We start from the raw sequence: 23,029 nt of genomic DNA on the forward strand, positions 1-23,029 counted from the left end.
ACCCCCATGCTCCGCTCGACGAGGACGTCCCCGTCCCGTCCCCGGTGAAGTCCACCACGGGAACGCGAACGCGACCGCGCCGCGCCCCGGACAGGGGAGCGCGGCGCGGTGGGCCCGGCGGTGGGCAAGGGCCGTGAGCGTCCGCCGCCGGGGGTTCATCGGACGAGGTGCGTCAGCAGGCGCCGAGGTCCTTCCAGACGCCCCAGTCGCCGGTCGTGCCCGGCTCCTCGTTCTGCGTCCACCACTGGGCCTTCCACTTCTTGCCCTTGTGGGAGACCTCGTTGCCCGCGTTGTAGACGGTGCCGGCCACGTACGCCGGGGCGGTGCAGCCCGTGGTGGGCGGCGTCGTCGGAGGCGTGGTCGGGGGAGTCGTCGGCGGGGTGGTGGGCGGCGTGGTCGGGGGCGTGGTGGGCGGGGTGGTGGTGCCCGGCTCCACGACCGTCGTGCCGCGCGCCAGGTCACCGGCGAGGGCGTACGTCGTGCCGTTGATGTTCACCGTCCAGTTGGAGGGGGTGGACACCGGCAGGTAGTAGTTGAAGGCGAGGTCGATCGTGGCGCCGGGGGCCAGCGACTGCCAGGCCGGGAGCTTCAGGGAGACGCGGTGGAAGTCGCCCTTCAGGCCGCCCACGTTCGAGCCCGTGTGGTCGCTGCTGATGACCTTCGTGCCGAAGCCGGACTGGTCGGAGGCGTTGGCCGGGGCCGAGGTGCCGTAGTCGAACTGGAACTCGGTGCCGCCGGGCAGCGCCGTCGCCGTGTTGTTGGTGATCTTGATCTTCGGCGTGATCGGGTAGTTCGAGTCGCCCAGCTTGAACTCGGTGAACTGGGTGTCGATCTTCACGGCCTGGGTCGGCAGCGCCTTGTTGGACTTCTTCGCGCCGTACGGGGTGGCCGTCCTGAACTTGTCGTACATCAGCGAGGTGAGCGTCGAGCCCATCTCGTACTGGCCCTTGGCGGCGTTCCAGCCGTAGTCGCCGGCCATCTCCCAGACCATGGTGCCGCCGATGCCGCGGTCGACCACGTAGTCGGCCTTCGCGGCCACGGACTGCTCGTCCTCGGTGGAGAGGAAGACCTTCTTCTGCGCGTTCCACAGCCACGGCGCGACCAGGGTCGAGTCGTACTTGCGGGCGTAGGTGCCGGTCAGGGTGGTGTTCGCCGGGAAGCCGTACTGGGTGACGTAGTCGCCGACGATCCCCTTCTCGAGGTTCTTGGCGTGCCACATCGGGTTGGACCCGGCGGGCGACTCGACACCGTTGGTGTCCTTGTCGTGCCAGAGGTTGTCGATGCCGGTGGCGCCGTCGCCGCACTTCGTCAGACCGGCGCCGGCCGGGCAGGTGGCCGCGGAGGCCTTGCCCCACAGGCCGTCGGTGCCGCCCTGCACGTTCTTGTGGCCGCGGGTGTAGTAGGGCAGGCCGATGTTGATCCGGCCGGCCGGCATGGAGCCGCGGAAGTAGTGGTACGCCCAGTCGGTGTTGAGGTAGCCGATGCTGCCGTACTGCGACGAGCCGTAGACGTTGGCCGCGGCGAGCTCGCCGTCCTTGCCGTCGTCGAAGAGCGAGGCGTTGGGACCGACGTACTCGTTCCAGGCGCCGTGCAGGTCGTAGGACATGATGTTGACGTAGTCCAGATACTTCTGCATCTGGAAGGTCTCCATGCCGCGCAGCAGGTAGCCGGAGGAGGGGGCGGCGACGGTCAGCAGGTAGTGCTTGCCGTCGGCGGCGCCGGCCACGTCCAGCTTCTCGCGCAGGGACTTCATGAGGGCCGCGTAGCCCTGCACGAGTCCGGCGCGGCGCGCGTTGGCGAGCTGCCAGTCGAGCGGGTTGCCGGCGTCCTTCATCGTCGTCGGGTACTCGTAGTCGATGTCGACGCCGTTGAAGCCGTACTTGCGGATGAAGTCGACGGACGAGTTCGCGAAGGTGTCGATCCCGGCCTGGTTGACCGAACCGTCGGCGTTCGTGGCCATCGAGTAGAAGCCGCCGGAGTTGACCCGGTCGCCGTTGTCCGCGAAGTAGCCGCCGGTCTCCGCCCAGCCGCCGACCGAGATCAGCGTCTTGACGTTCGGGTGCTGCTTCTTGAACTTGTTGAGCAGGTTGAAGTGGCCCTTGTAGGAGTACGCGGGGTCCATCTCGGCACCGGCGACACCGGGCCAGGTCATCCCGGTGGCCGCGTTGTCCGGACCGTCCGTGCCCACGGAGAGCTTGTTGTCGCTGCCGATGTGGCCGAAGGCGTAGTTGATGTGGGTGATCTTGTCCCACGGGATGTCCTTGGCCAGGTACGCGGGCTGGCCGTTCTTGCCGGTGCGCCAGCCGGTGAAGTAGCCGATGACCCGGCGCTGGTGGTCCGCGCCCATCTTCTCGCGGCCCTCGGTGTCGTAGACCGAGCAGTAGGGGACGTCGACGCCCGGGGTCTTGTAGAGACCGTCGGGGCGACAGGACTCGTTGTCGGCCGCGTACGAGACGCCGCCGGAGAGCGAGCTGAGCAGCAGCCCGGCGACGGCAGCGCCGGAGGCGAGCAGCGAGGCTCTCTTGGTCGTGGGGGACAGCACGATCGGGTCCTCCTCGGGGAGGGGAAGAAACACGCAACGAACAAGGGGGTGGTACGTGTTGGGCCCGTGGAGTGCGCACACCGGCGGGCCGTTACCTCGGAGGTGACTCGGAGATTAAGAGGACTAGACCAGTGCGTCAATAGGTCTGGACCAAAGAAGGTGTCTGTGCGATTCTGTGAGCCAGCCCACAGGGTCCGGGCCTGGCGCCCCGCGCGGGTCGTGGCACACTGGCCCTGTATCAGCAGCAGCGCACTCCGGGGTCGGTGTAATTCCGAACCGGCGGTATAGTCCGCGACCCGTCCGCAAGCCAGCGGCCGGTTGACCAGGTGAGATTCCTGGACCGACGGTGAAAGTCCGGATGGGAGGCAGTGCGCGGCGGGTGACCCCTTCCAGGGGTGTGCCGGCCGTACGTTCGCTGGTGGCCGCTCTTCGTCGGCGCACCCGTGGACCTCCGGCCGTACCGGCATACCCGTGCGAAGCGTCGTACCCGCTCTCTGTCGTCATCGACAGGCCCCGGAGTCCGTGCCCGAAGAGGCAGGAGGACCCGGTGGCCCAGCAGGCCGACATCACCGCCATGCGACGCGCCGTCGAGCTCGCCGCACGCGGACTCGGCGCCACCAGCCCCAACCCGGTCGTCGGGTGCGTCATCACCGACGCCTCGGGCCACCACGTCGGCGAAGGCTTCCACCAGCGCGCCGGCGGCCCCCACGCCGAGGTCCACGCCCTGCGCGCGGCCGGCGTCCTGGCCCGCGGCGGCACGGCCTACGTCACCCTCGAACCCTGCAACCACACCGGCCGCACCGGCCCCTGCGCGCAGGCCCTGATCGAGGCCGGGATCAGCCGGGTCCTCTACGCGGTCGGCGACCCGAACCCGCAGGCCACGGGCGGTGCCGACACCCTCCGCGCCGCCGGGATCGAGGTCTCCCGGGGACTCCTCGCCGACGAGGCCGAGGCCGGCAACATCGCCTGGCTCACCTCCGTGCGCCGGGGCCGACCCTTCGTCCGCTGGAAGTACGCCGCCACCCTCGACGGCCGGACCGCCGCCGCCGACGGCACCTCCCGCTGGATCAGCTCCGCCGAGTCCCGCGCCGACGTCCACCGGCTGCGCGCCGAGTCCGACGCCGTCGTCGTCGGCTCCGGCACCGCCCGCACCGACGACCCCCACCTGGCCGTCCGCGGCGTCGAGGGCGCGGTCCAGCCGCTCCGGGTCGTCGTCGACACCGAGGCGACCGCCGTCAAGCCCGGCGCCCGCGTCCTCGACGACGCCGCCCCCACCCTGATCGCGATCGCCGAGGACGCCGAGACCACCCTCACGGACGTCGTACGGCTTCCCAGGGCCGAGCGCGGCCTCGACGTCCCCGCCCTCCTGGACGCCCTGCACGCGCGCGGCGTCCGCTCGGTCCTCCTCGAAGGCGGCCCCACCCTCGCGGGCGCCTTCATCGCCGCGGGCGCCGTCGACCAGGTCGTCGGCTACCTCGCCCCGGTCCTCCTCGGCGCGGGCCCCACCGCCCTCGCCGACGCCGGAATCACCACCCTCACCGAAGCGTTGCGGCTCGACATCACCGAGACCGCGCGGATCGGATCCGACCTCCGCATCACCGCCACCCTCAAGGGAGCCTGACCGTGTTCACCGGAATCGTCGAAGAACTGGGCGAGGTCGTCGCCGTCGAGCAGCTGGAGGACGCCTCCCGCTTCCGGCTGCGCGGCCCCCTGGTCACGGAAGGCGCCCAGCACGGCGACTCCATCGCCGTCAACGGTGTCTGTCTCACGGTCGTCGAGTTCGGCGACGGCGAGTTCACCGCCGACGTCATGGCGGAGACCCTCAAGCGGTCCAGCCTCGGCGCCCTGGAGACCGGCTCCCGGGTCAACCTGGAGCGGCCCATGGCCGTCGGCGGCCGCCTCGGCGGCCACATCGTGCAGGGCCACGTCGACGGCACCGGCACGATCCTGGAACGGACCCCCTCCGAGCACTGGGAGCTCGTCAAGGTCGGCCTGCCCGCCCACCTCTCCCGCTACGTCGTCGAGAAGGGCTCGATCACGGTCGACGGCGTCAGCCTCACCGTCGTCGAGGTCGCCGACGACTGGTTCACCATCAGCCTCATCCCGACCACCCTCGACCTGACCACGCTCGGCATCAAGCGGCCCGGCGCACCGGTCAACCTCGAAGTGGACGTCATCGCCAAGTACGTCGAGCGGCTGCTCGGCGCCGACGCCAAGGAGAACGAGAAGTGAACTGGCTCAACTCCGAGGCGTTCACCGTCCTCGACCAGAAGATCATCTGGTCCGACATGATCGGCAACATCTTCGGACTCGTCGCCCTCACCCTGGGCTGGCGCCGCTCCGTCTGGACCTGGCCCGTGCAGTTCCTCGCCGGCCTCGTCCTCTTCGGCGCCTTCTACGGCCACCTCGCCGGCAGCGCCGGCAAGCAGGTCGTCGTCATGCTCGTGGCCCTCTACGGCTGGTGGCAGTGGCAGCGCCGCAGGGGCCAGGGCGCCGACGGCCAGATCGCCGTGCGCTTCGCCACCTGGACCGAGCGCGCCGGCATGGTCGCCGCGGCCGCCGTCGGCACCGTCGGTGTGGCCCTGCTCTTCGAGGCCTTCCCGACCCTGTCCTGGGACCCCTGGCCCGACGCCTACATCTTCGTGGGCACCGTCGTGGCCATGTACGCCCAGGCCCGGGGCATGGTCGAGTTCTGGTTCGCGTGGCTGCTCGTCGACCTCGTCGGCGTCCCGCTGAACTTCGCCAACGGCTACGCCTTCTCCGGCTTCGTCTACGTCATCTACGGCGCGCTCGTCCTGTGGGGCCTGCGCGACTGGTGGCTGCGCTCCCGCAGCACCACCGTCCTGGAAGGAGCCCACGCATGAGCGCCCATCCCCTCTGGGACGCCACCGACCTCGCCCTCGACCCCGTCGAGCAGGCCATCCGCGACATCGCCGCCGGACGCCCCGTCGTCGTCGTCGACGACGAGGACCGCGAGAACGAGGGCGACCTCGTCATCGCCGCCGAGAAGGCCACCCCCGAGATCGTCGCCTTCATGATGAGCGAGTGTCGCGGCCTCATCTGCGCCCCGATGGAGGACGAGGAGCTGGAGCGCCTCGAACTCCCGCAGATGGTCGCGCACAACACCGAGTCGATGCGCACGGCCTTCACCGTCTCCGTCGACGCGTCGTCCGCCCACGGCGTCACCACCGGCATCTCCGCCGCCGACCGCGCGACCACCCTGCGGATGCTCGCCTCCGGCCGCCACGAGCCCTCCGACTTCGTGCGCCCCGGCCACATCTTCCCGCTGCGCGCCAAGCCCGGCGGCGTCCTCGCCCGCAACGGACACACCGAGGCCGCCGTCGACCTCGCCCGGCTCGCCGGGCTGCGCCCGGCCGGCGCGATCGTCGAGATCGCCGGGGAGGACGGCGTGATGCTGCGCCTGCCCGAGCTCGTTCCCTTCGCCCGCAAGCACGGCCTGACGATCATCTCCATCGAGGACCTGATCGCCTACCGGCGCTCCGCCGAACCGACCGTCCGCCGCGAGGCCGAGGTCCACCTGCCCACCGCGCACGGCGAGTTCACCGCGTACGGCTACCGCTCCACCGTCGACGGCGTCGAGCACGTCGCCCTCGTGCACGGCGAGATCGGCGACGGCGAGGACGTCCTCGTCCGCGTCCACTCCGAGTGCCTGACCGGCGACATCTTCCACTCCCTGCGCTGCGACTGCGGCCCCCAGCTGCAGGCCGCCATGGACCGGATCACCGAGGCCGGGCGCGGCGTCGTCGTCTACCTCCGGGGGCACGAGGGCCGGGGCATCGGCCTGCTGTCCAAGCTGCGCGCGTACGAGCTCCAGGAGCGCGGCCGCGACACCCTCGACGCCAACCTGGAGCTCGGGCTGCCCGCCGACGCCCGCGACTACGCGGCCGGCGCGCAGATCCTCGGCGACCTCGGCGTCCGCAGCCTGCGCCTGATGACCAACAACCCCGACAAGATCGACGCCCTCGGCCGCCACGGCCTGAGGGTCGAGGGCCGGGAGCCCATGCCGGTCAAGGCCGGCGAGCACAACCTCCGCTACCTGCGCACCAAGCGGGACCGGATGGGGCACGACCTGCCCTGGCTGGACGGCTCCCCGGCCTCCACCTGCGGCAACCAGTAACCACGTACGTACGAAATCGGCTAGGAGAGACATGAGCGGCAAGGGCGCACCCGTCCTCAGCGTGAAGAACTGCGGCGACCTCCGGGTCGCGGTCATCGCGGCGCAGTGGCACGAGAAGATCATGGACGGTCTCGTCGACGGCGCCCTGCGCGCCCTCAGCGAGCTCGGCATCGACGAACCGACGCTGCTGCGCGTCCCCGGCAGCTTCGAGCTCCCGGTCGTGGCGAAGGTCCTCGCCGGACGCGGTTACGATGCCATCGTGGCGCTCGGCGTCGTCATCCGCGGCGGAACGCCGCACTTCGAGTACGTGTGCCAGGGCGTCACCCACGGCCTCACCCAGGTCTCGATCGACACCGGCGTACCCGTCGGATTCGGTGTCCTCACCGTCGACAACGAGGAGCAGGCGCTCGACCGCGCCGGCCTCGAGGGATCCTCCGAGGACAAGGGCCACGAAGCGGTCACCGCCGCCGTCGCCACCGCCACCACGCTGCGCACGGTCAGCGAACCCTGGCGCTAAGTGCGTGCCCCTTACCCCGTACTCTTAGGACCATCATGGCGAACGGAACCCGAAAAAGCTTCGAAGAGCTCTTCTCCGAGCTCAAGCTCAAGGCAGAGACCGGCGACCCGGCCACCTCCCGCACGGCGGAGCTGGTGGACAAGGGCGTCCATGCCATCGGCAAGAAGGTCGTCGAGGAGGCCGCCGAGGTCTGGATGGCCGCCGAGTACGAGGGCAAGGAAGCGGCCGCCGAGGAGATCTCGCAGCTGCTGTACCACGTCCAGGTGATGATGGTCGCCCGCGGGATCTCGCTCGACGACGTCTACGCCCACCTCTGAGCACACACGTCTCTCCCTCCCCAAACTCCCAGGCAAAGGAAGCTCACCCCATGCTGCGCATCGCCGTCCCCAACAAGGGTTCCCTCTCCGGACCTGCGTCGGCAATGCTCCATGAGGCCGGCTACCGCCAGCGCAAGGAGTCCAAGGAGCTCGTGGTCATCGACCCCGACAACGAGGTCGAGTTCTTCTACCTGCGGCCGAAGGACATCGCGATCTACGTCGCCTCCGGGAAGCTGGACATCGGCATCACCGGCCGTGACCTGCTCCTGGACTCCGGCGCCAGCGCCGAGGAGATCCTCGCGCTGAACTTCGGCCGCTCCACCTTCCGCTACGCCACCCGCCCGGGCACGGCGAACGGCCCCGAGGACTTCGGCGGCATGACGATCGCCACCTCCTACGAGGGCATCGTCGCCAAGCACCTCGCCGACCAGGGCATCGACGCCTCCGTCGTCCACCTCGACGGCGCGGTCGAGACCGCCATCCAGCTGGGCGTCGCCCAGGTCATCGCGGACGTCGTGGAGACCGGCACCAGCCTGCGCAACGCCGGCCTGGAGGTCATCGGCGAGCCGATCCTCACCTCCGAGGCCGTCGTCGTCCGCCGTCACGGCGCCTCCGACGACCACCCGCAGGTGCAGCAGTTCTTGCGCCGCCTCCAGGGCGTCCTCGTCGCCCGCAGCTACGTGATGATGGACTACGACTGCCGGGCCGAGCACCTGGAGCAGGCCGTCGCCCTCACCCCGGGCCTGGAGTCGCCGACCGTCTCCCCGCTGCACAACGAGGGCTGGGTCGCCGTCCGCGCGATGGTCCCCGCCAAGGAGGCGCAGCGGATCATGGACGACCTGTACGAGATCGGCGCCCGCGCCATCCTCACCACCGCCATCCACGCCTGCCGCCTCTGACGGCCGCCGGTCCGCACGTCCCACCAGGCTCCGAGGAATCCCCGATGTCGCAGTCCACGACGCCCGCCCTCCCGGTCACCTTCCGCCCCGGTCGCACGCGGGCGATCATGCTGACCCTGGGCGCCACGATGTTCGTCGTGGTCACGGCCGTGGCGCTGATGCTGGAGCGCCTCGGACCGGGGGAGCGCGCCAGCTTCGTCCTCACCGCCGCGCTGCTCTCCGGGGTCCTGGTGCTGCTCAGCCGGCCGAAGGTCGTCGCCGACGAGGACGGCGTCACGGTGGTCAACATCACCAGGAGCCGGCGTCTCGCCTGGGCGGAGATCCTCAAGGTCAACCTCCGCCCCGGCGACCCCTGGGTCTTCCTCGACCTGAGCGACGGCACCAGCATGCCCGCGCTCGGCATCCAGCCCGGCATCGCCAAGGAGTCGGCGATCCGCGACGCCCGCGCCCTGCGGGCCCTCGCGGAGAGCCACGGAACGAGCGCGGAGACCCGCTGAGACCCCGAGAGGTCTTGGCGGAACACCCGATCGGAGCCGGGGTCGCCCTGGGGGAAACCCCGGTCCGTCCCCCATCCGGGGCCGACCCCCTGCCCCTCGGGGCCTTCACGTGACTACTCTGGAGACGGTGGTGCCGAGCGGCACCACCGTCTCGCGTGTGCAGGGCCGCAGCCGCGGCCCGCGAGACCACCCTTCGACCCGAGGAGTGACTCCCTCCAGCAATGGACGGATCGTCCGGTAATATCTGCGCCGCCCCCTCCCCGGAGGTGGCGGCATGATCGTCTCCCTCCTGCTGCTCATCGCGGCCTTCCTCCTGATCCTCGCCAACGGCTTCTTCGTGGCCGCCGAGTTCGGTCTCGTGACCGTCGAGCGCGCCGAGGCCGAGCGGGCCGCGGCCGCCGGCGACCGGCGCGCCCGCACCGTCGTCAGCGCGCTGCGCGAGCTCTCCTTCCAGCTCTCCGGCACCCAGCTCGGCATCACCATCACCTCGCTGGTCGTCGGCATGCTGGCCGAGCCCGCGCTCGCCGGGATCCTGCACGGGCCGCTCACCGCGACCGGACTGCCCGAAGGGGCCGTCTCCGGTGTGTCGGTGGTGGTCGGCATGCTGCTCGCCTCCGCCGTCCAGATGGTCGTCGGCGAGCTCGTGCCGAAGAACTGGGCGGTCTCCCGGCCGCTCCAGGTCGCCCGTTTCGTCGCCACCCCGCAGCGCCGCTTCTCCGCGCTGTTCCGGCCGGTGATCTCCCTGCTCAACCGGGTCGCCAACCGGCTGGTCCGGCTCCTGGGCGTCGAGCCCACCGACGAGCTGGACTCGGTGCGCACCCCCGGCGAGCTCGTCTCGCTGGCCCGGCACTCGGCCCAGGCCGGCGCCCTCGAACAGGACACCGCCGACCTCTTCGTACGGACCCTGAGCCTCGGCGGCCTCACCGCCGAGCAGGTCATGACCCCGCGCGTGAAGGTCAGCGCCCTCCAGTGGGACGCCACCGCGGCCGACGTCCTCAACCTCACCCGGGCCACCGGCCTCTCGCGCTTCCCGGTCTACCGCGACCGCATCGACGAGATCGTCGGCATGGTCCACCTCAAGGACGCGCTCGCCGTCGCCCCGCACGCCCGCCTGCGCACCCCCGTCGGACGGATCGCGGTCCCGCCGCTGCTCGTCCCCGAGACGCTGCCGGCCCAGACGCTCCTGGAGCGGCTGCGCCGCGAGCAGCCGATCGCGGTGGTCGTCGACGAGTACGGCGGCACGGCCGGCGTCGTCACCCTGGAGGACATCGTCGAGGAGCTCGTCGGCGAGGTCCGCGACGAGCACGACACCGCCGCCGACGGACGCCCCGAGCTGGCCGCCGCGCCCGCCGAGGACGGCCGTCCCGCCTGGGAGGCCGACGGCTCCTGCCGCGTCCACACCCTGCGCCGGATAGGCCTGGACGTGCCCGACGGGCCGTACGAGACCGTCGCCGGCCTCGTCGCCGACCTGCTCGGGCGCATCCCCGCCCCCGGCGACGCGGCCGAGCTCCCCGGCTGGCGCCTCTCGGTGCGCCAGGTCGACCGCTACCGCGCCGAGCGGGTCCGCATCGTGCGTACGGCCCCCGACCCCGACCCGGTCATCGTGTCCGCCCCCGTGCCCACCCCCCTCTCCGTCCCCGCGGAGGCGGTCCGATGAGCACCCTGCAACTCCTCTTCGCCGTCCTCCTGGTCCTCGCCAACGGCTTCTTCGTCGGTGCCGAGTTCGCGCTCGTCTCCGTCCGGCGCAGCCAGATCGAGCCGCTCGGCGGCGCCCGGGCCAAGCAGGTCCTGCACGGCCTGGAGAACCTGCCGCAGATGATGGCCGCCGCCCAGTTCGGCATCACCGTCTGCTCCCTGACGCTCGGCGCCGTCGCCGAGCCGACCGTCGCCCAGCTCCTCGAACCGGTCTTCCACACGATCGGGGTCCCGGAGGGGCTGATCCACCCGCTCGGCTACGTCATCGCCCTCGCCGCGGTCGTCTTCCTCCACCTCGTCATCGGCGAGATGGTCCCGAAGAACCTGGCGATGGCCGCCCCCGAGCGCACCGCCCTCTGGCTCGCCCCCGGCCTCGTCGGCTTCGCCCGGCTCTGCCGGCCCGTCACGGCCGCGCTCGGCGCCTGCGCCCGGCTGGTCCTGCGGGCGTTCAAGGTCGAGCCCAAGGACGAGGTGGAGGCGGTCTTCACCAGCACCCAGCTCGGCCGGCTCGTGGAGGACGCGGGCCAGGCGGGGCTGCTCGACCCGGCCGAGCAGGAGCGCCTGGAGGACGCCCTCGAACTGGGCAGCCGCCCGGTGACGGACGTCCTGATCGCCCCGGCCTCGCTCGTCACGGTCCCGCCGTCGGTCACCCCGCGCGAGATCGAGGAGCTGACCGTGCGGACCGGGTACTCCCGCTTCCCGGTCCGCGCCGAGGGCCGGACGACCTTCATGGGCTTCGTGCACGTGAAGGACGTCCTGGACCTGGAGGAGCGGGAGCGGGCGGTGCCGCAGCGGCTGTGGCGCCCGATGGCCACGGTCCGCGCGGAGCTGCCGCTCGACGACGCCCTCACCGTGATGCGCCGCGCCGCGACTCATCTGGCGCAGGTCGCGGACGGCTCGGGCCGGATCCAGGGCCTGGTCGCCCTGGAGGACGTCCTGGAGATGCTGGTGGGCGAGGTCCGCGACCCCGCGCACCGCGTGCAGCCGGTCCCGGCGGTCACCGTCTAGGCCGCTTCTTTCGGACGAGCCCGGCAAGATCCGAATGAAACGGCCTAGTAGCCCGGGGGCTCCTGCTGGGGGCCGCGGTCGACCGGACCGCGGCCCGACAGGACCTCGCCGTAGGCCTGCATCAGGTCGGCGAGCCGGAGCGTGGCGAGGTCCTCCCGGCTCAGCGTGCCCGGGTATCCGGACAGCCGCAGGTCGCGGTAGGCGCACGACTTCTCGTACAGGGTGCGCAGGAAGCGTCCGTTGCCGAGCTCGTCGATCCAGCCCTGGTCCACGACGTGCCCGCTGATCGAGCGGAGCTCGTCCCTGGCCTCGTCGTCCCAGCCGTCCCCGTTGGCCGCCGCGAGGACCTCGCCGATGGCGGTGAGCTCCAGCGGCCGGTACGAGGGGAAGTCGACCCGGGTGGTGAACCGGGAGGACAGCCCGGGGTTGGTGCCGAGCAGCCGGTCCATGCCCTCGGGATAGCCTGCCAGGATGACCACGAGGTGGTCCCTGTTGTCCTCGGCCCGCTTGAGGAGCACCTGGAGGGCCTCGTCACCGTAGGCGTCGCCCTTGCTGTAGCCGGTGTTGGAGAGGGCGTACGCCTCGTCCACGAACAGCACGCCGCCGACCGCGGAGTCGATCAGCTCATTGGCCTTGACCGCCGTCTGCCCGAGGAACTCGCCGACCATGTCCGCCCGCTGGGCCTCCACCAGGTGGTCGCCGCCGAGCAGCCCGAGGGCGTAGAAGACCCGCCCCAGGATCCGGGCGACCGTGGTCTTCCCGGTGCCCGAGGGGCCGGAGAAGACGAAGTGGCGCTTGGGCGGCTGGACCGGGAGACCCTGCCCGGCCCGGAGCCGCGCCATCTCCAGCTGCGCGGACAACGCCTTGACCTGGCGCTTCACCGGTTCGAGCCCGACCATGCCCTCCAGTTCCGCGAGCGCCTCCGCGAGGAGCACCGGATCTGTGGGGCCCGCCGGGAAGCGCGGCGGCGCCGGCTGGCCGGGCAGCGGCGCCTTCTGCCGTACGGTCTCCGGCGGGGTCACGGCGGCCGGCGGCACCGGTTCGGGCGCGAGCCGCAGCCCGTCGCCGAGCCCGCCGGGGTCGGACTCCGCACCCGGCACGGTGTCCACCGCGTCCTGGCCGAGACCCCCGCCGAGGGTGCCCATCGCGACCGTCGCGAGGCCGGCCGGGTCGTCCACCCCGTCGTAGCCCTCGAAGCCGTCGTACTCGGCGATCGCCGCGAGCCGCGCGGCCGTGTCCATGAACGCCGGGTCGATGCGGTGCACGGCCCGGTAGAGGGGCAGGGCGGCGGCGCTGCGCCCGGTGCCCTCGTGGGCGCGGGCCAGCCAGTAGCGCAGCTCCTTGCGCTGCGGCTGCTCGCTGCGGCAGCGCATCAGCGACGCCGACAGGAGCGGCTCCGCCTGGGTGTACATCTCCAGGCGGACCCGGGCCATGCCGCCGAAGAGCCCGGCCTCGATGCCGAGCAGCGGGTCGTCGACGAGGGTCTCGGTGTGCCGGACGAGCTGGTCCCAGTCCTTGACGAGGTAGGCACGGCAGGCGTGCAGGAAGCGGACCTGCGGGTCGGTGTCGACCGGGGGGAGGCCCGCGAGGGCCCGGTCGAGCTCCGGCACGTGGCGGCCGTCGAGCCAGTGGGAGGCGTGCGCGAGCAGCAGGTCGCGCGGGCTCTCCAGGACCGGCTGCACCCACCAGCCCAGCCAGTACCAGGAGTTCAGGGTGCGCCGGTACCGGGTCCGCTGCTCGCCGAAGCGTTCGCGGTTGCGGTACATGCGCAGGAGCGCGGTCGTGGTGTCGACCCGGAGCGCGTGCAGCCCGAGCCAGGCGTCCGCCATCCCGGGATCGATCCGTACCGCCGTCCGGAACTCGTCCTCCGCCTGCGGATACGCGCCCATCGTGTAGGCGTCGACTCCGCGCAGCCAGGCGAGCTCGGCCGGGGCCTGCGAGCCCTGCGTGCCGATGTCCATCGGGTCCCCCACAACCGTCATCGCATGGACGGGATTTGACCGCACCTGGGGGCATCGTACCTGCGCAGGGGGTGCGTGCTTAAGGAGAAGCACATGATCCGGAAGCGGTGACCCTGGGTGAGCGGCAGGGGGCCCGGAGGGGGCGGAAGAGGGCACCGAAGGGGCCTGTGAGGGCAGAACGAAGCCCCCGATCACGGGGGAACAACCGGGGGCTTCGTGTCCGCGGCGGCTCCGAAAAGCCGCACATTCAGAACGTAAGACCTGTACGCCCCTTGGGTCAAGCGAAGTTGAGGCACTTGCGGAAGCGGACTTCCGCCCCCTCAGTTCGCGGACATGACGCCGTCACGGTGCGTGATGATCTGGTGCGCGCCCGCTGTCACGGCCGGCCCGGGAAGCCAGTCGTAGCCCTCCGGGCACTCCCGTACCAGGGTGTCGGCGAAGGCCCGGGAGGGGTCCTCGGCGAAATGGCGAGTCTCCGCCACGGTCCATCCGTCCCAGAAGGAGTCCTGCTCCGGCCCGTCCCGACGGCGCCCGCGCGCCCAGGACTCCTCGGGCCCGCGCTCCATCCACAGCAGCCACGCGAGGAACGGCCGCACCGCGCTCCGGCCCGCGCCGACTCCCTCGACGAGGACCACCGGGGCCGGCGGAAGGTCCCGCGGCTCCCCGAAGCGCCGCAGCCGCCAGTCGTACGGGCGGTAGGAGGCGGCCTCGCCCCGGGAGAACGGCCCCAGGACCTGCTCCCGCAGCCGGCCCGTCCACGCGAAGAGCTCCTCGTGCGTGGCGAGGTCGTCGAGGTGGAGGACGGGGGCGTCGCCGAGGGCGGCGGACAGGCGGGCCGCGAGGGTGGATTTGCCGGAGCCCGCGTGGCCGTCGACCGCGACCAGCCGGACCGGTCCGCAGGAGGGCGGCAGCCGGAGCAGCGCGTGCGCGGCGCGGTCGAGGTCGTTCATGGCCCCAGGGTAGGGGAGCGGGGGACCGCCGCAGGTCAGGGAGGTACCGCCGCCACTGGTGGAGACCAATATTGGTGCGGCGACGCGGGGCGAAGTGCTGGCGGAGGCCCCGCCGGAGCCGGGATAGTGGGCCCGCGCAGCCCCGTCCCGTCCGGCCGGCGCGGAGGTCTCGTACGCCCACGCCCCGGCCCCTCCGCACGCCCACCGTTCTCGACTGGGGGTCACCGCCCATGACCAGCTCCACCCCGCGCAGAACCGTCCTCGCCGCGGCGCTCGCGGCCGCAGCGGGAACGACCGCCGCCGGCCCCGCCACCGCCGCCGCCCCGGCCGGGGGCGGCGCCGAACGGGGCCACGCCCCCGCCGCCGGACTCGTCGACAACCGCTTCTGGTCCACGTACACGGACTGGAGGTGCGGCACGGCGGCCGGCACGAAGGCGGTCGCCGGCCACCGCCCCGCCCTCGTCCTCGCCACCCCCACCGGGCTCCTCGACTACACCGACCCGCACACCGGCCGCACCTCCGCCTGGGAGTACGCGACCTGGACCTCACCCGTCCACACCCCGGCCGTGCCCGCCACCGAGGTCATCGCCTCCTGGAACGCCGAAACGCCCCCCGGCACCTGGCTCCAGGCAGAACTGTCCGGCACGTACTCCGACGGCACCGCCACCCCCTGGTACGTCCTCGGCCGCTGGGCCTCCGGCGACGACGACATCCGGCGCACCTCGGTCGACGACCAGACCGACGGGAAGAGCACCGTCTGGACCGACACCTTCGCGATCGACGACCCGGCGAGCGGCCTGCGGCTGCACGCGTACCGGCTGCGCCTGACCCTCTACCGCGCCCCGGGCAGCGACCTGACCCCGACGGTCCGGCGGTTCGGCGCCATGGCCTCCGACATCCCGGACCGCTTCACGGTCCCGGCCACCGAGCCCGGCCCCGCGCACGAGCTGGAGGTCCCGCGCTACTCCCAGAACACCCACGTCGGGCAGTACCCCGAGTACGACAACGGCGGCGAGGCCTGGTGCAGCCCGACCTCGTCCCAGATGATCGTCGAGTACTGGGGGCGCCGCCCCTCGGCCGAGCAGCTGGCCTGGGTGGACCCGGCCTTCGCCGACCCGCAGGTCTGCCACGCGGCCCGCTTCACCTACGACCACCAGTACCAGGGCTGCGGCAACTGGCCCTTCAACGCCGCCTACGCGGCCACCTACCCGGACATGAACGCCGTGGTCACCCGCCTGCGTTCGCTGACGGAACTCGAATCGCTGGTGAGGGCGGGCATCCCGGCCATAACGTCCCAGTCCTTCCGCAAGGAGGAACTGACCGGCGCCGGATACGGCACCTCGGGCCACCTGATGACCGTCATCGGCTTCACCCCGTCCGGCGACGTGATCGCGAACGACCCGGCCTCCCCGAGCAACGAGGCGGTCCGCCGGGTCTACGCCCGGCGCGAGTGGGAGAACATCTGGCTGCGCACCAAGCGCTACGACGCGAACGGCAAGGTCAGAAGCGGCACTGGCGGTGTCTGCTACGTCTACTGGCCGGCCAGGCCGACACCGGGACAGCGCCTCGTGCTGCGGCCGCTCGGCCTGGCCTGAGCATGCGCCGTCGTCAGGCCGTCTCGACGGCCTGACGGCAGCTCGGCCGTCCTGAGTGAGAGGGCCGTACCGGTCCACCGTGACCTTGGTCGAACAGCGTCCGAGCCGGCGAGGCAGCTCGTGAAGGGACTCTCCGTCGGTCAGGGCCACGGTGCTCCCTTTGTGCCGCAAGTCGTGCGGGTCGTATGCGGGGAGCTCGAAGTCCGCAACGCGTCATGAGTCGTATTGCCGGAGACGGGCGATGCCGATCTGCTGTGCGAGGGCGGCCATCTCGTCGAAGAGGGGAAGTTTCCTGTCGTCGACAGGAATGACGGGGTTTTCCAGGTTCTCGGCCTGTGTCATGGGATTCACGGGAATCCTCCTGTGGCGCACAGCATGGGAGAAAAGCGCCGAGAGGGTTATGTGCCGGGCCGGAGAGATCCCGGTGCGGGCTCAGCGACGAGGGGTGCACCGGGCAGGCGGTCCTCGTTCGTGGTGATCAGCCGACTCGGCACTCCGTGAGCGCTGGAAGCCGGGCCTGCGGCGCGGGCCTGTCGAACCATCACGAATGCCGCACCGGGCTCATGTTGACCACCTCGGGCCGAGCGCGAGAACGACGGACCCTGCACCGCTGACCGCGTGCGACGTCGCCCCGACCACGTACAAGGCCTTGTATCGCCGCGTCCCTTGTGCGGACAGGTCCGCGGCCGCTGCGGCGCAATTCGGCCCAGACTTGCGCGAATTCGGGATTCCGTAGTCGAGGGACCGTCAAAGCGACGCCAAAGATCGGCAGTCATCCCGTATGCCCCTGATCGCACGACAGGTCAGCTTTATGGATCTTGAATTGGCCGCCCCGGAGTGTAGGGTGGATCTACATGGATTTCAGCAGGCCGGGGGGGCTGCATGCGGCCTGTATCGCAACTCGTGCGAGCGTTGACGCCCGCCGTGCAGTCATCGCTCAGATGCGCACGATCCCCCCTCGGCTCGAGTGAAATCGAAGAAGCCGTTTGCGCGGGGCCGGTATGACCCTTCCTTTCGTGACGCACGATCTGGCAGTGGTACGACCGTGCCGAAATCGCCACGACGCCCAGGGCCGGAATTCTGATGTCCGGCACGACGGAACCCGGCAGCGTGTGGCAGTTGTCGGGCCAGGGGGCGCTGCCTTCCTCGGCGCGCTGACTGTCAGTGGAGTCGCGATCGCCCGGGACCGGACGCCCGCCATCCCGTCGATGACGGTGACCACCGCGCCCGCCCTCGGCCTGGCGACTGGTCGGCCGGCCGGCCTGTCTCCGGCTCCGGGAGCTTCCCGCATCACTCCGGTAGAGGCGCCGCGCCGCTGAGCGTACGGAGCGCGGCAGGCATGCGCCACGCACGTGGACCACCTCACGTCACGCAGAGAAGGAAATCCCATGCACGTCCTCAGGCGAACGACCGTCGCCACTACTGTCATGCTCGCGGCAATCTCGCTCGGTGCCTGCTCCTCGTCCGGATCGGCCTCCGACTCGGCGAAGGGCGGGGCCCCGAAGGACAAGGCCCCGATCGACCGAGCCGACTGGCCGGCGGAGGTGCCCACCTCCGGACTGGTCAAGGGCCTGGAGCTGCCGCTTGAGTCCTATCTGCCCTCCTACGCGGATCAGGTCACCGTCGACACCGCGCTGCGCACCCTGCAGACACAGTGCATGTCCGAGTACGGGCTGACCGTCGATCTGCCGCGTCCCGGCGTGAACCCGCCGCCCCAGAGCAACGCCGTCTCGGTCGAGCGGCGTTACGGCCTCAGCGACCGCGCACAGGCGCAGAAGTACGGATACGGGCTGCCGAAGGAGCTGACCCGGAGCCTCGAACCAGTCGAGAACGGGCTTTCGGGCATCGAGGTGGAGGTCCTGACCGGGCACAAGAAGCCCGAGTCCGCCCCGCCCGAGGGAGGCAAGGGCGCCACCGGCCGGTTCGGCGGGGTCCCGGAGCCCGCGCGCGCCGAGCACAACGGAAAGAAGCTGCACGAGGGCGGCTGCGCCGGCTGGTCGAAGCAGCGGCTCAAGGTGAACGACGAGGATGCGGGCTTCGTCACCATGCTCGCCTCGACGAGCCTCTCCGAGTCCCGGCCGCTGAAGCCGGTCGAGAAGGCCCTCAAGAGCTGGTCGGCCTGCATGAAGGGCAAGGGCCGCAAAGCCGCCGATCCGTACCGGGCGATGGAGCAGGGCTACGCCGACGGCGACGGCACCACCAAGAACGCGATCGAGCTCGCGCTGGACGACATCGACTGCAAGGAGCAGACCCGTCTGATCGAGGTCTGGTTCAAGGAGGAGTCGACCGTCCAGAAGCGACTGATCGAGGAGAACAAGGACCCGCTCGCCGCCGTCAAGAAGCGCATGGGCGAGGTCCTTGCGGCCGCCAAGGCAGTCAAGTAACCGAAGAAGGAACACAGTTGAGACAGATACGTTTCCGTCTGCGCGTGCCGGTCACCCTTGCGGTGACCACCGCGCTGGCGATACCGCTGAGCCTGCCCGCGCAGGCCGGGGAATCAAAGCCACCCAAGGGCGCGGCGCAGGGGTGGAGCGCCACCAGCCAGAAGCAGAAGAAGCTCTCCCTGGGACCCTCCGCGATCCCCGCGAAGGACCGCGCCGGCCTGCTCGGCAAGGGCTACGAGAAGTCCCCGGACACCGCGGTCACCACGACCGGTGACGGCACCGGCTTCCACCTCCTTGCGGGCAAGGAGAAGGACGGCTACCAACTCCGGACGATCGCCAGTCTCTTCGAGGACGGATTCGCCTCGGACACCTGGATCGGCAACCACTGCGTCACCGAGTCCGGCACGTACGCGGCCGTCTCGTACGCGCCGCGCATGTTCACCAACAAGCCCGAGCTCATGGTGCGCGGCGCCTTCACCGCGGTGGTCGACCTGACCTCGGGCAAGGTCACCAAGCTGCCGTTCCAGTCGTCGCTCGCCTACTTCTCGCCCGGCTGCGGCCAGGGGGATCGGGCGGTGTTCACCCAGCTCACCCATGACGGTGACGAGAAGCAGCAGACCCGTCTGATCACCGTCGACGCGGCCACCGGCAAGCAGTCGAAGCCGGTCACGCTCGGCGGCCAGATCACCTCGGCGATCCCCACCGACGCGGGCATCGTCGCCGCCCACGGCAACAAGCTGGTACGGATCAACGGCACGACCGAGAAGACCCTGGCGTCCACCACCACGGTGCCGTTCCAGGTCACCGTCGACGCCGACGGCGGCATCACCTACATCGACCGCGAGCTGGACAAGAAGGCGTCCGACAAGCCGGCCGCCTGGGCCAAGCACCTGGACCGCACGAAGGTGAGGCAGGGCAAGAAGACCCAGCCCGTCACCGTCGCCTCCGGCGAGCTGCACGCCTGGGACCTGACCCGCTCGGCCCGCGGCGAGGTGTTCGTCACCGGTGACGCCACGTCCAAGGCCCTGCCCAAGCGGGTGCACAACCCCGGCAAGCTCCCCAAGGGCGCGGAGATCTCCAGCGACGCCCGAGCGGCCCTGACCACGACCTGGTCCGACGGGAAGACCACCCTGGTCAACCCGGAGGACGCCGCCAAGCCGCGCCCCGCCCGTACGTCCCTGCGCCTGCTGGACTCGGGCAGGTCCGTGACCCTCGACCTGCGCCCCGGCGCGCACCGCGTGGGCAACGAGGCACAGGGGCACGCCCTGTCCCCCGCTCTGCGCACCGGCGGCCCGGTCGGCTCCGGCCCCGACACGGGCGGGAAGCGCACAGCACGCCCGTCCACGCAGGCCGCGCGCACGCAGGCCCTGACCGCACAGGCCGACGACCCGAGCGAAGGCACCGGGGAACGCTACTGCGCCGTGGCCCGCAACGACGTGAAGAAGCAGGCGTTCCAGCCCACGCCGCGCCAGGTCGAATGGGCCGTGGACCAGGCCGTCGTCGGTCAGCTGAACTTCTACCGCGACAGCAACTGGAAGAACACCGGCATCGCCGGCGGCTACCAGCCCCAGGGCCTGTTCCCGCCGACCGTCCTCGCGGGTGACCCCAACGGCACGCTCGACAACGAGGACCCCGCCGTCACCGACAAGTGGCACATTCCCGCACAGGTGATGCTGGGCATCACCGCGCAGGAATCCAACATGTGGCAGGCCACCCGCTTCGCCGTGCCCGGTGTCACCGCCAACTCGCTGGTCGGCAACTACTACGGCGTCGACTTCGCCGCGTCCGGCGAGCAGCTCGACCCCTGGCGGATCAACTGGGCCAACGCCGACTGCGGTTACGGCATCACCCAGGCCACCGACGGCATGCGCCTGGCGGGCAAGACCAAGCCGGGCGAGACCGCCCTGTCCACGGTCGCCCAGGAAGCGGTCGCGCTGGACTACACCGCGAACGTCGCGGCCGGCGTGCGGATCCTGTCGGAGAAGTGGAACCAGACGTACAACGCCGGCATGAAGATCAACGGCGGCCACCCCAAGTGGATCGAGAACTGGTTCTTCGCCCTCTGGGCGTACAACTCCGGCTTCTACGGCACCGCCGACTCCGCGGGGCACTCGGGCGTGGGCTGGACGAACAACCCGGCCAACCCCCTGTGGAAGGCCAACCGGGTGCCGTTCCTGCAGCACGCCACCGACTCCTCCAAGGACGACTACAGCCACGCCGCGCACCCGCAGGACTGGCCGTACGAGGAGAAGGTGATCGGCTGGGCGGCGCGCCCGATCTCGGCGATGTTCGCTCCCAATGACTTCCAGGCGGGCTATCGCGCCGCATGGTGGACCACCAACGCGGACCGCGCGAGCGCCAAGCCCCCGATCGACCTGTTCTGCAACGCGTCGAACAACTGCAACCCGGCCAAGATCGGCGACAACGACTCCAACGACCAGGGCCAGGGTGCCTGCACCCTGGACGCGGGCACCAGCAAGACCAACCCGCACTGGCTGCACTGCTGGTGGAACCAGCCCATCACCGAGGCGCAGTGGAAGAACTGCACCACGGGGGCCAAGTGCGGCAACGGTGTGCACCGCTTCACGACGTCCTACGGCGAGCAGCCTGACGCCGGCTCCTACCCGCCGAACTGCGCCACCACGGCGCTGCCCGCCGGCGCTCTGGTGGTCGACGACGTGGCGGACGGGACCATACCCGCCGGCGTGGACGCCAAGCGGGGATGCGGGGCGGTGAAGTCGAGCGGCACCTTCAACTTCACGTACGTCCCGTGGGACACCCAGATGGACCTCACCAACGACGGTACGGACAACCCGACCACCGTCACCACGTATCCGGGGAAGATCGACACGCATCAGATCGGTGCGGGCTACGGCAACCACTTCTGGTTCACGCACACCCGCTCGCCCGAGGCGAACCCGGCCGACGCCGAGCGCCTGAAGGTGACCGGCACGTGGAAGCTGAACGCTCCGCTGACCAACACCACGCGCCAGGCGCAGATCTTCGTCCACATACCCGACCACGGGGCGCAGACCACCAACGCCGTGTACCGGATCCAGACGCCCGACGGGGAAGAGGAGGCGGAGATCTCGCAGACGGCGAACCAGGCCAACAAGTGGGTGGACCTGGGCGCCTACGAATTCGGTGACCAGATCCCCGAGGTGCGGCTCGACAACTTCAACGGCGGCAACGGGTCGGCGGACATCGCGTTCGACGCGGTGGCGTTCGTACCGGGCACCTACGAAGGTCAGGCGCTGACCGGCAGCATGACGGCCGACCCGACCGCTCCGGATCCGGCGCCGGTCGAGCCGGAGGAGGACGTCACCAACAGTTCCTTCGCCGCGGCCGGCAGGTCCTCGGCGAACACCGCCAGGATGGCGCAGATGGCGGCCATGAGCACCGCGACGTGCTCGACGGTCAACCACAACCTCACCCGCAAGCGCAGCACCGCCTGTATCCACAGCGACTACGGGATGACGGAGTACTCGAACACCGTCCCGGTCGTCCCGCTCGGAAGCGCGGGATTCGACGTCTACGCGACGTACTACCTCGACCCCAAGAGTGCCGAGTTCTCGCAGGTCGCCACCATCCGGCTGAAGTCGATGGACGGTTCGGTGAACTCCGCCACCTTCGACTACTCGGCCCAGTGCCGCGGATACTGCGACGTCACCAGCGTCGACTGGAACGGGTCGAAGACCTTCGCGAAGGGCGACACGCTCCTGCGGACCGTCACCACGCGGTTCAAGTGGTCGCCCAGCGCCTCCACCAGGAACTCGATCACCCCGTACCTGTCCCTCGGCGGCAAGGTCAACAACACCACGGTCGTGAATCCGACCGAATTCGAGAGCGGCCAGCTGATCATCCGCTGCGACACCGAGGTCTCCAGCGCCGGCACCGGCTGTGTGTTCCCGGGCTACAAGCCGACGTACGTCATGAACTCCAGGAAGTTCCCCGGGGCCGCGGCACACATCGACATGATGTGGCGCAAGACCAACATCAAGTGGGGGCAGCACGTCATCAACGGAAAGCCGCTCACCTACCTGGGCAACAAGATGTCCGTCGACGGCTCGGGCAAGATCCAGTCGGATCGCAACCGTCAGCTCATCTGCGGCAGGAAGTGGAAGGCCTACAGCGGCACCGGTCTGTTCAGCGACAAGTGGTCCCAGGACGCGGGGGAGCCGCGTACGGACTCGAAGAGCTGTGACGAGTTCGTGTTCGCCAACGCCGCCCAGAGCGCCGGAAACTCGGCGGGCCCCAACCCGGTCGGTTACAGCGGCGCGGAGTGCATTCAGACCTATGTCGCGCGCAACCCCGACGACACGATGACGCTCCGCCTGCGCCCGAGCGCCACGCCACCGACGTGGAAGGAGCCGTGTGGCCGGTCCTCGATGTCGAACTGGCAGAACACCCAGTCGATGCGCCCGTTCGGCGACTTCATCAAGGAACAGCGCCTGATGGAGGACGACGGCTACTGGGTCGACCTCGCCGGATTCACCGCACCCACTCCGTAACCGCACCATGAGAAG

At 70.6% G+C, this 23,029-nt stretch carries 17 protein-coding genes and 1 riboswitch; of the genes, 13 read left to right on the forward strand and 4 right to left on the reverse strand.

Annotation, left to right across the window (positions count from 1 at the left end):
• Nucleotides 1–172: 172 nt before the first annotated feature.
• Nucleotides 173–2,542 (reverse strand): chitinase C-terminal domain-containing protein, encoded by a 2,370-nt coding sequence (locus tag ACFV2S_RS27500; RefSeq protein WP_385564429.1) that lies wholly within the window; start codon nucleotides 2,540–2,542, stop codon nucleotides 173–175.
• A 245-nt stretch (nucleotides 2,543–2,787) separates the two neighbouring features.
• A riboswitch (FMN riboswitch) is annotated at nucleotides 2,788–2,918 on the forward strand.
• Nucleotides 2,919–3,116: 198 nt separating this feature from the next.
• On the opposite strand from ACFV2S_RS27500, the gene ribD reads away from it, so the two are divergent.
• The 10 genes from ribD to ACFV2S_RS27550 all read left to right on the forward strand — a co-directional run bounded on the left by ribD (nucleotide 3,117) and on the right by ACFV2S_RS27550 (nucleotide 11,613).
• Nucleotides 3,117–4,163, forward strand: coding sequence for a bifunctional diaminohydroxyphosphoribosylaminopyrimidine deaminase/5-amino-6-(5-phosphoribosylamino)uracil reductase RibD (gene ribD, locus ACFV2S_RS27505; RefSeq protein WP_385564614.1), 1,047 nt, complete (start codon nucleotides 3,117–3,119; stop codon nucleotides 4,161–4,163).
• A gap of 2 nt (nucleotides 4,164–4,165) precedes the next feature.
• Entirely contained in the window at nucleotides 4,166–4,774 is a 609-nt protein-coding gene (locus ACFV2S_RS27510; protein WP_383786991.1) for a riboflavin synthase, read from the forward strand.
• The gene (locus ACFV2S_RS27515; RefSeq protein WP_385564433.1) at nucleotides 4,771–5,406 is read left to right on the forward strand and encodes a nicotinamide riboside transporter PnuC; all 636 of its coding nucleotides are present in this window, start codon (nucleotides 4,771–4,773) and stop codon (nucleotides 5,404–5,406) included. The genes ACFV2S_RS27510 and ACFV2S_RS27515 overlap by 4 nt, the downstream gene beginning before the upstream one ends.
• The gene (locus ACFV2S_RS27520; RefSeq protein ID WP_385564436.1) at nucleotides 5,403–6,680 is read left to right on the forward strand and encodes a bifunctional 3,4-dihydroxy-2-butanone-4-phosphate synthase/GTP cyclohydrolase II; all 1,278 of its coding nucleotides are present in this window, start codon (nucleotides 5,403–5,405) and stop codon (nucleotides 6,678–6,680) included. Before ACFV2S_RS27515 ends, ACFV2S_RS27520 begins: the two co-directional genes overlap by 4 nt.
• 31 nt (nucleotides 6,681–6,711) lie before the next feature.
• Entirely contained in the window at nucleotides 6,712–7,197 is a 486-nt protein-coding gene (gene ribH / locus ACFV2S_RS27525) for a 6,7-dimethyl-8-ribityllumazine synthase (protein WP_024760819.1), read from the forward strand.
• A 35-nt stretch (nucleotides 7,198–7,232) separates the two neighbouring features.
• Complete coding sequence (locus tag ACFV2S_RS27530; protein ID WP_383786983.1) at nucleotides 7,233–7,514, forward strand: phosphoribosyl-ATP diphosphatase; 282 nt, start codon at nucleotides 7,233–7,235, stop codon at nucleotides 7,512–7,514.
• Between the two features lie 50 nt (nucleotides 7,515–7,564).
• The gene (hisG, locus tag ACFV2S_RS27535; RefSeq protein ID WP_024760817.1) at nucleotides 7,565–8,413 is read left to right on the forward strand and encodes an ATP phosphoribosyltransferase; all 849 of its coding nucleotides are present in this window, start codon (nucleotides 7,565–7,567) and stop codon (nucleotides 8,411–8,413) included.
• A gap of 44 nt (nucleotides 8,414–8,457) precedes the next feature.
• Nucleotides 8,458–8,910, forward strand: coding sequence for a PH domain-containing protein (locus tag ACFV2S_RS27540; RefSeq protein WP_385564440.1), 453 nt, complete (start codon nucleotides 8,458–8,460; stop codon nucleotides 8,908–8,910).
• 274 nt (nucleotides 8,911–9,184) lie between these two features.
• Entirely contained in the window at nucleotides 9,185–10,567 is a 1,383-nt protein-coding gene (locus ACFV2S_RS27545; protein ID WP_385564443.1) for a hemolysin family protein, read from the forward strand.
• A complete protein-coding gene (locus ACFV2S_RS27550; protein ID WP_385564446.1) occupies nucleotides 10,564–11,613 on the forward strand; it encodes a hemolysin family protein in 1,050 nt (349 codons plus the stop codon). The genes ACFV2S_RS27545 and ACFV2S_RS27550 overlap by 4 nt, the downstream gene beginning before the upstream one ends.
• 44 nt (nucleotides 11,614–11,657) lie before the next feature.
• Here the strand turns inward: ACFV2S_RS27550 and ACFV2S_RS27555 are convergent, their stop codons facing one another.
• A complete protein-coding gene (locus ACFV2S_RS27555; protein ID WP_385564618.1) occupies nucleotides 11,658–13,574 on the reverse strand; it encodes an AAA family ATPase in 1,917 nt (638 codons plus the stop codon).
• A gap of 320 nt (nucleotides 13,575–13,894) precedes the next feature.
• Nucleotides 13,895–14,524 carry a uridine kinase gene (locus tag ACFV2S_RS27560; RefSeq protein WP_385564449.1) on the reverse strand — a complete coding sequence of 210 codons (630 nt, stop codon included), beginning with the start codon at nucleotides 14,522–14,524 and terminating at the stop codon, nucleotides 13,895–13,897.
• A gap of 230 nt (nucleotides 14,525–14,754) precedes the next feature.
• Between ACFV2S_RS27560 and ACFV2S_RS27565 the strand changes: the two genes are divergently transcribed.
• Entirely contained in the window at nucleotides 14,755–16,119 is a 1,365-nt protein-coding gene (locus tag ACFV2S_RS27565) for a peptidase C39 family protein (RefSeq protein ID WP_385564452.1), read from the forward strand.
• A gap of 213 nt (nucleotides 16,120–16,332) precedes the next feature.
• On the opposite strand, the gene ACFV2S_RS27570 is transcribed toward ACFV2S_RS27565, so the two are convergent.
• Nucleotides 16,333–16,461: a hypothetical protein gene (locus tag ACFV2S_RS27570; RefSeq protein WP_385564455.1), complete on the reverse strand. Its 129-nt coding sequence runs from the start codon at nucleotides 16,459–16,461 to the stop codon at nucleotides 16,333–16,335.
• 1,046 nt (nucleotides 16,462–17,507) lie between these two features.
• On the opposite strand from ACFV2S_RS27570, the gene ACFV2S_RS27575 reads away from it, so the two are divergent.
• Nucleotides 17,508–18,503 (forward strand): hypothetical protein, encoded by a 996-nt coding sequence (locus ACFV2S_RS27575; protein ID WP_385564458.1) that lies wholly within the window; start codon nucleotides 17,508–17,510, stop codon nucleotides 18,501–18,503.
• A 17-nt stretch (nucleotides 18,504–18,520) separates the two neighbouring features.
• Entirely contained in the window at nucleotides 18,521–23,014 is a 4,494-nt protein-coding gene (locus tag ACFV2S_RS27580; RefSeq protein ID WP_385564461.1) for a hypothetical protein, read from the forward strand.
• Nucleotides 23,015–23,029 lie beyond the last annotated feature (15 nt).

The organism is Streptomyces sp. NPDC059695, assembly GCF_042733785.1.
Classification (GTDB): Bacteria; Actinomycetota; Actinomycetes; order Streptomycetales; family Streptomycetaceae; genus Streptomyces.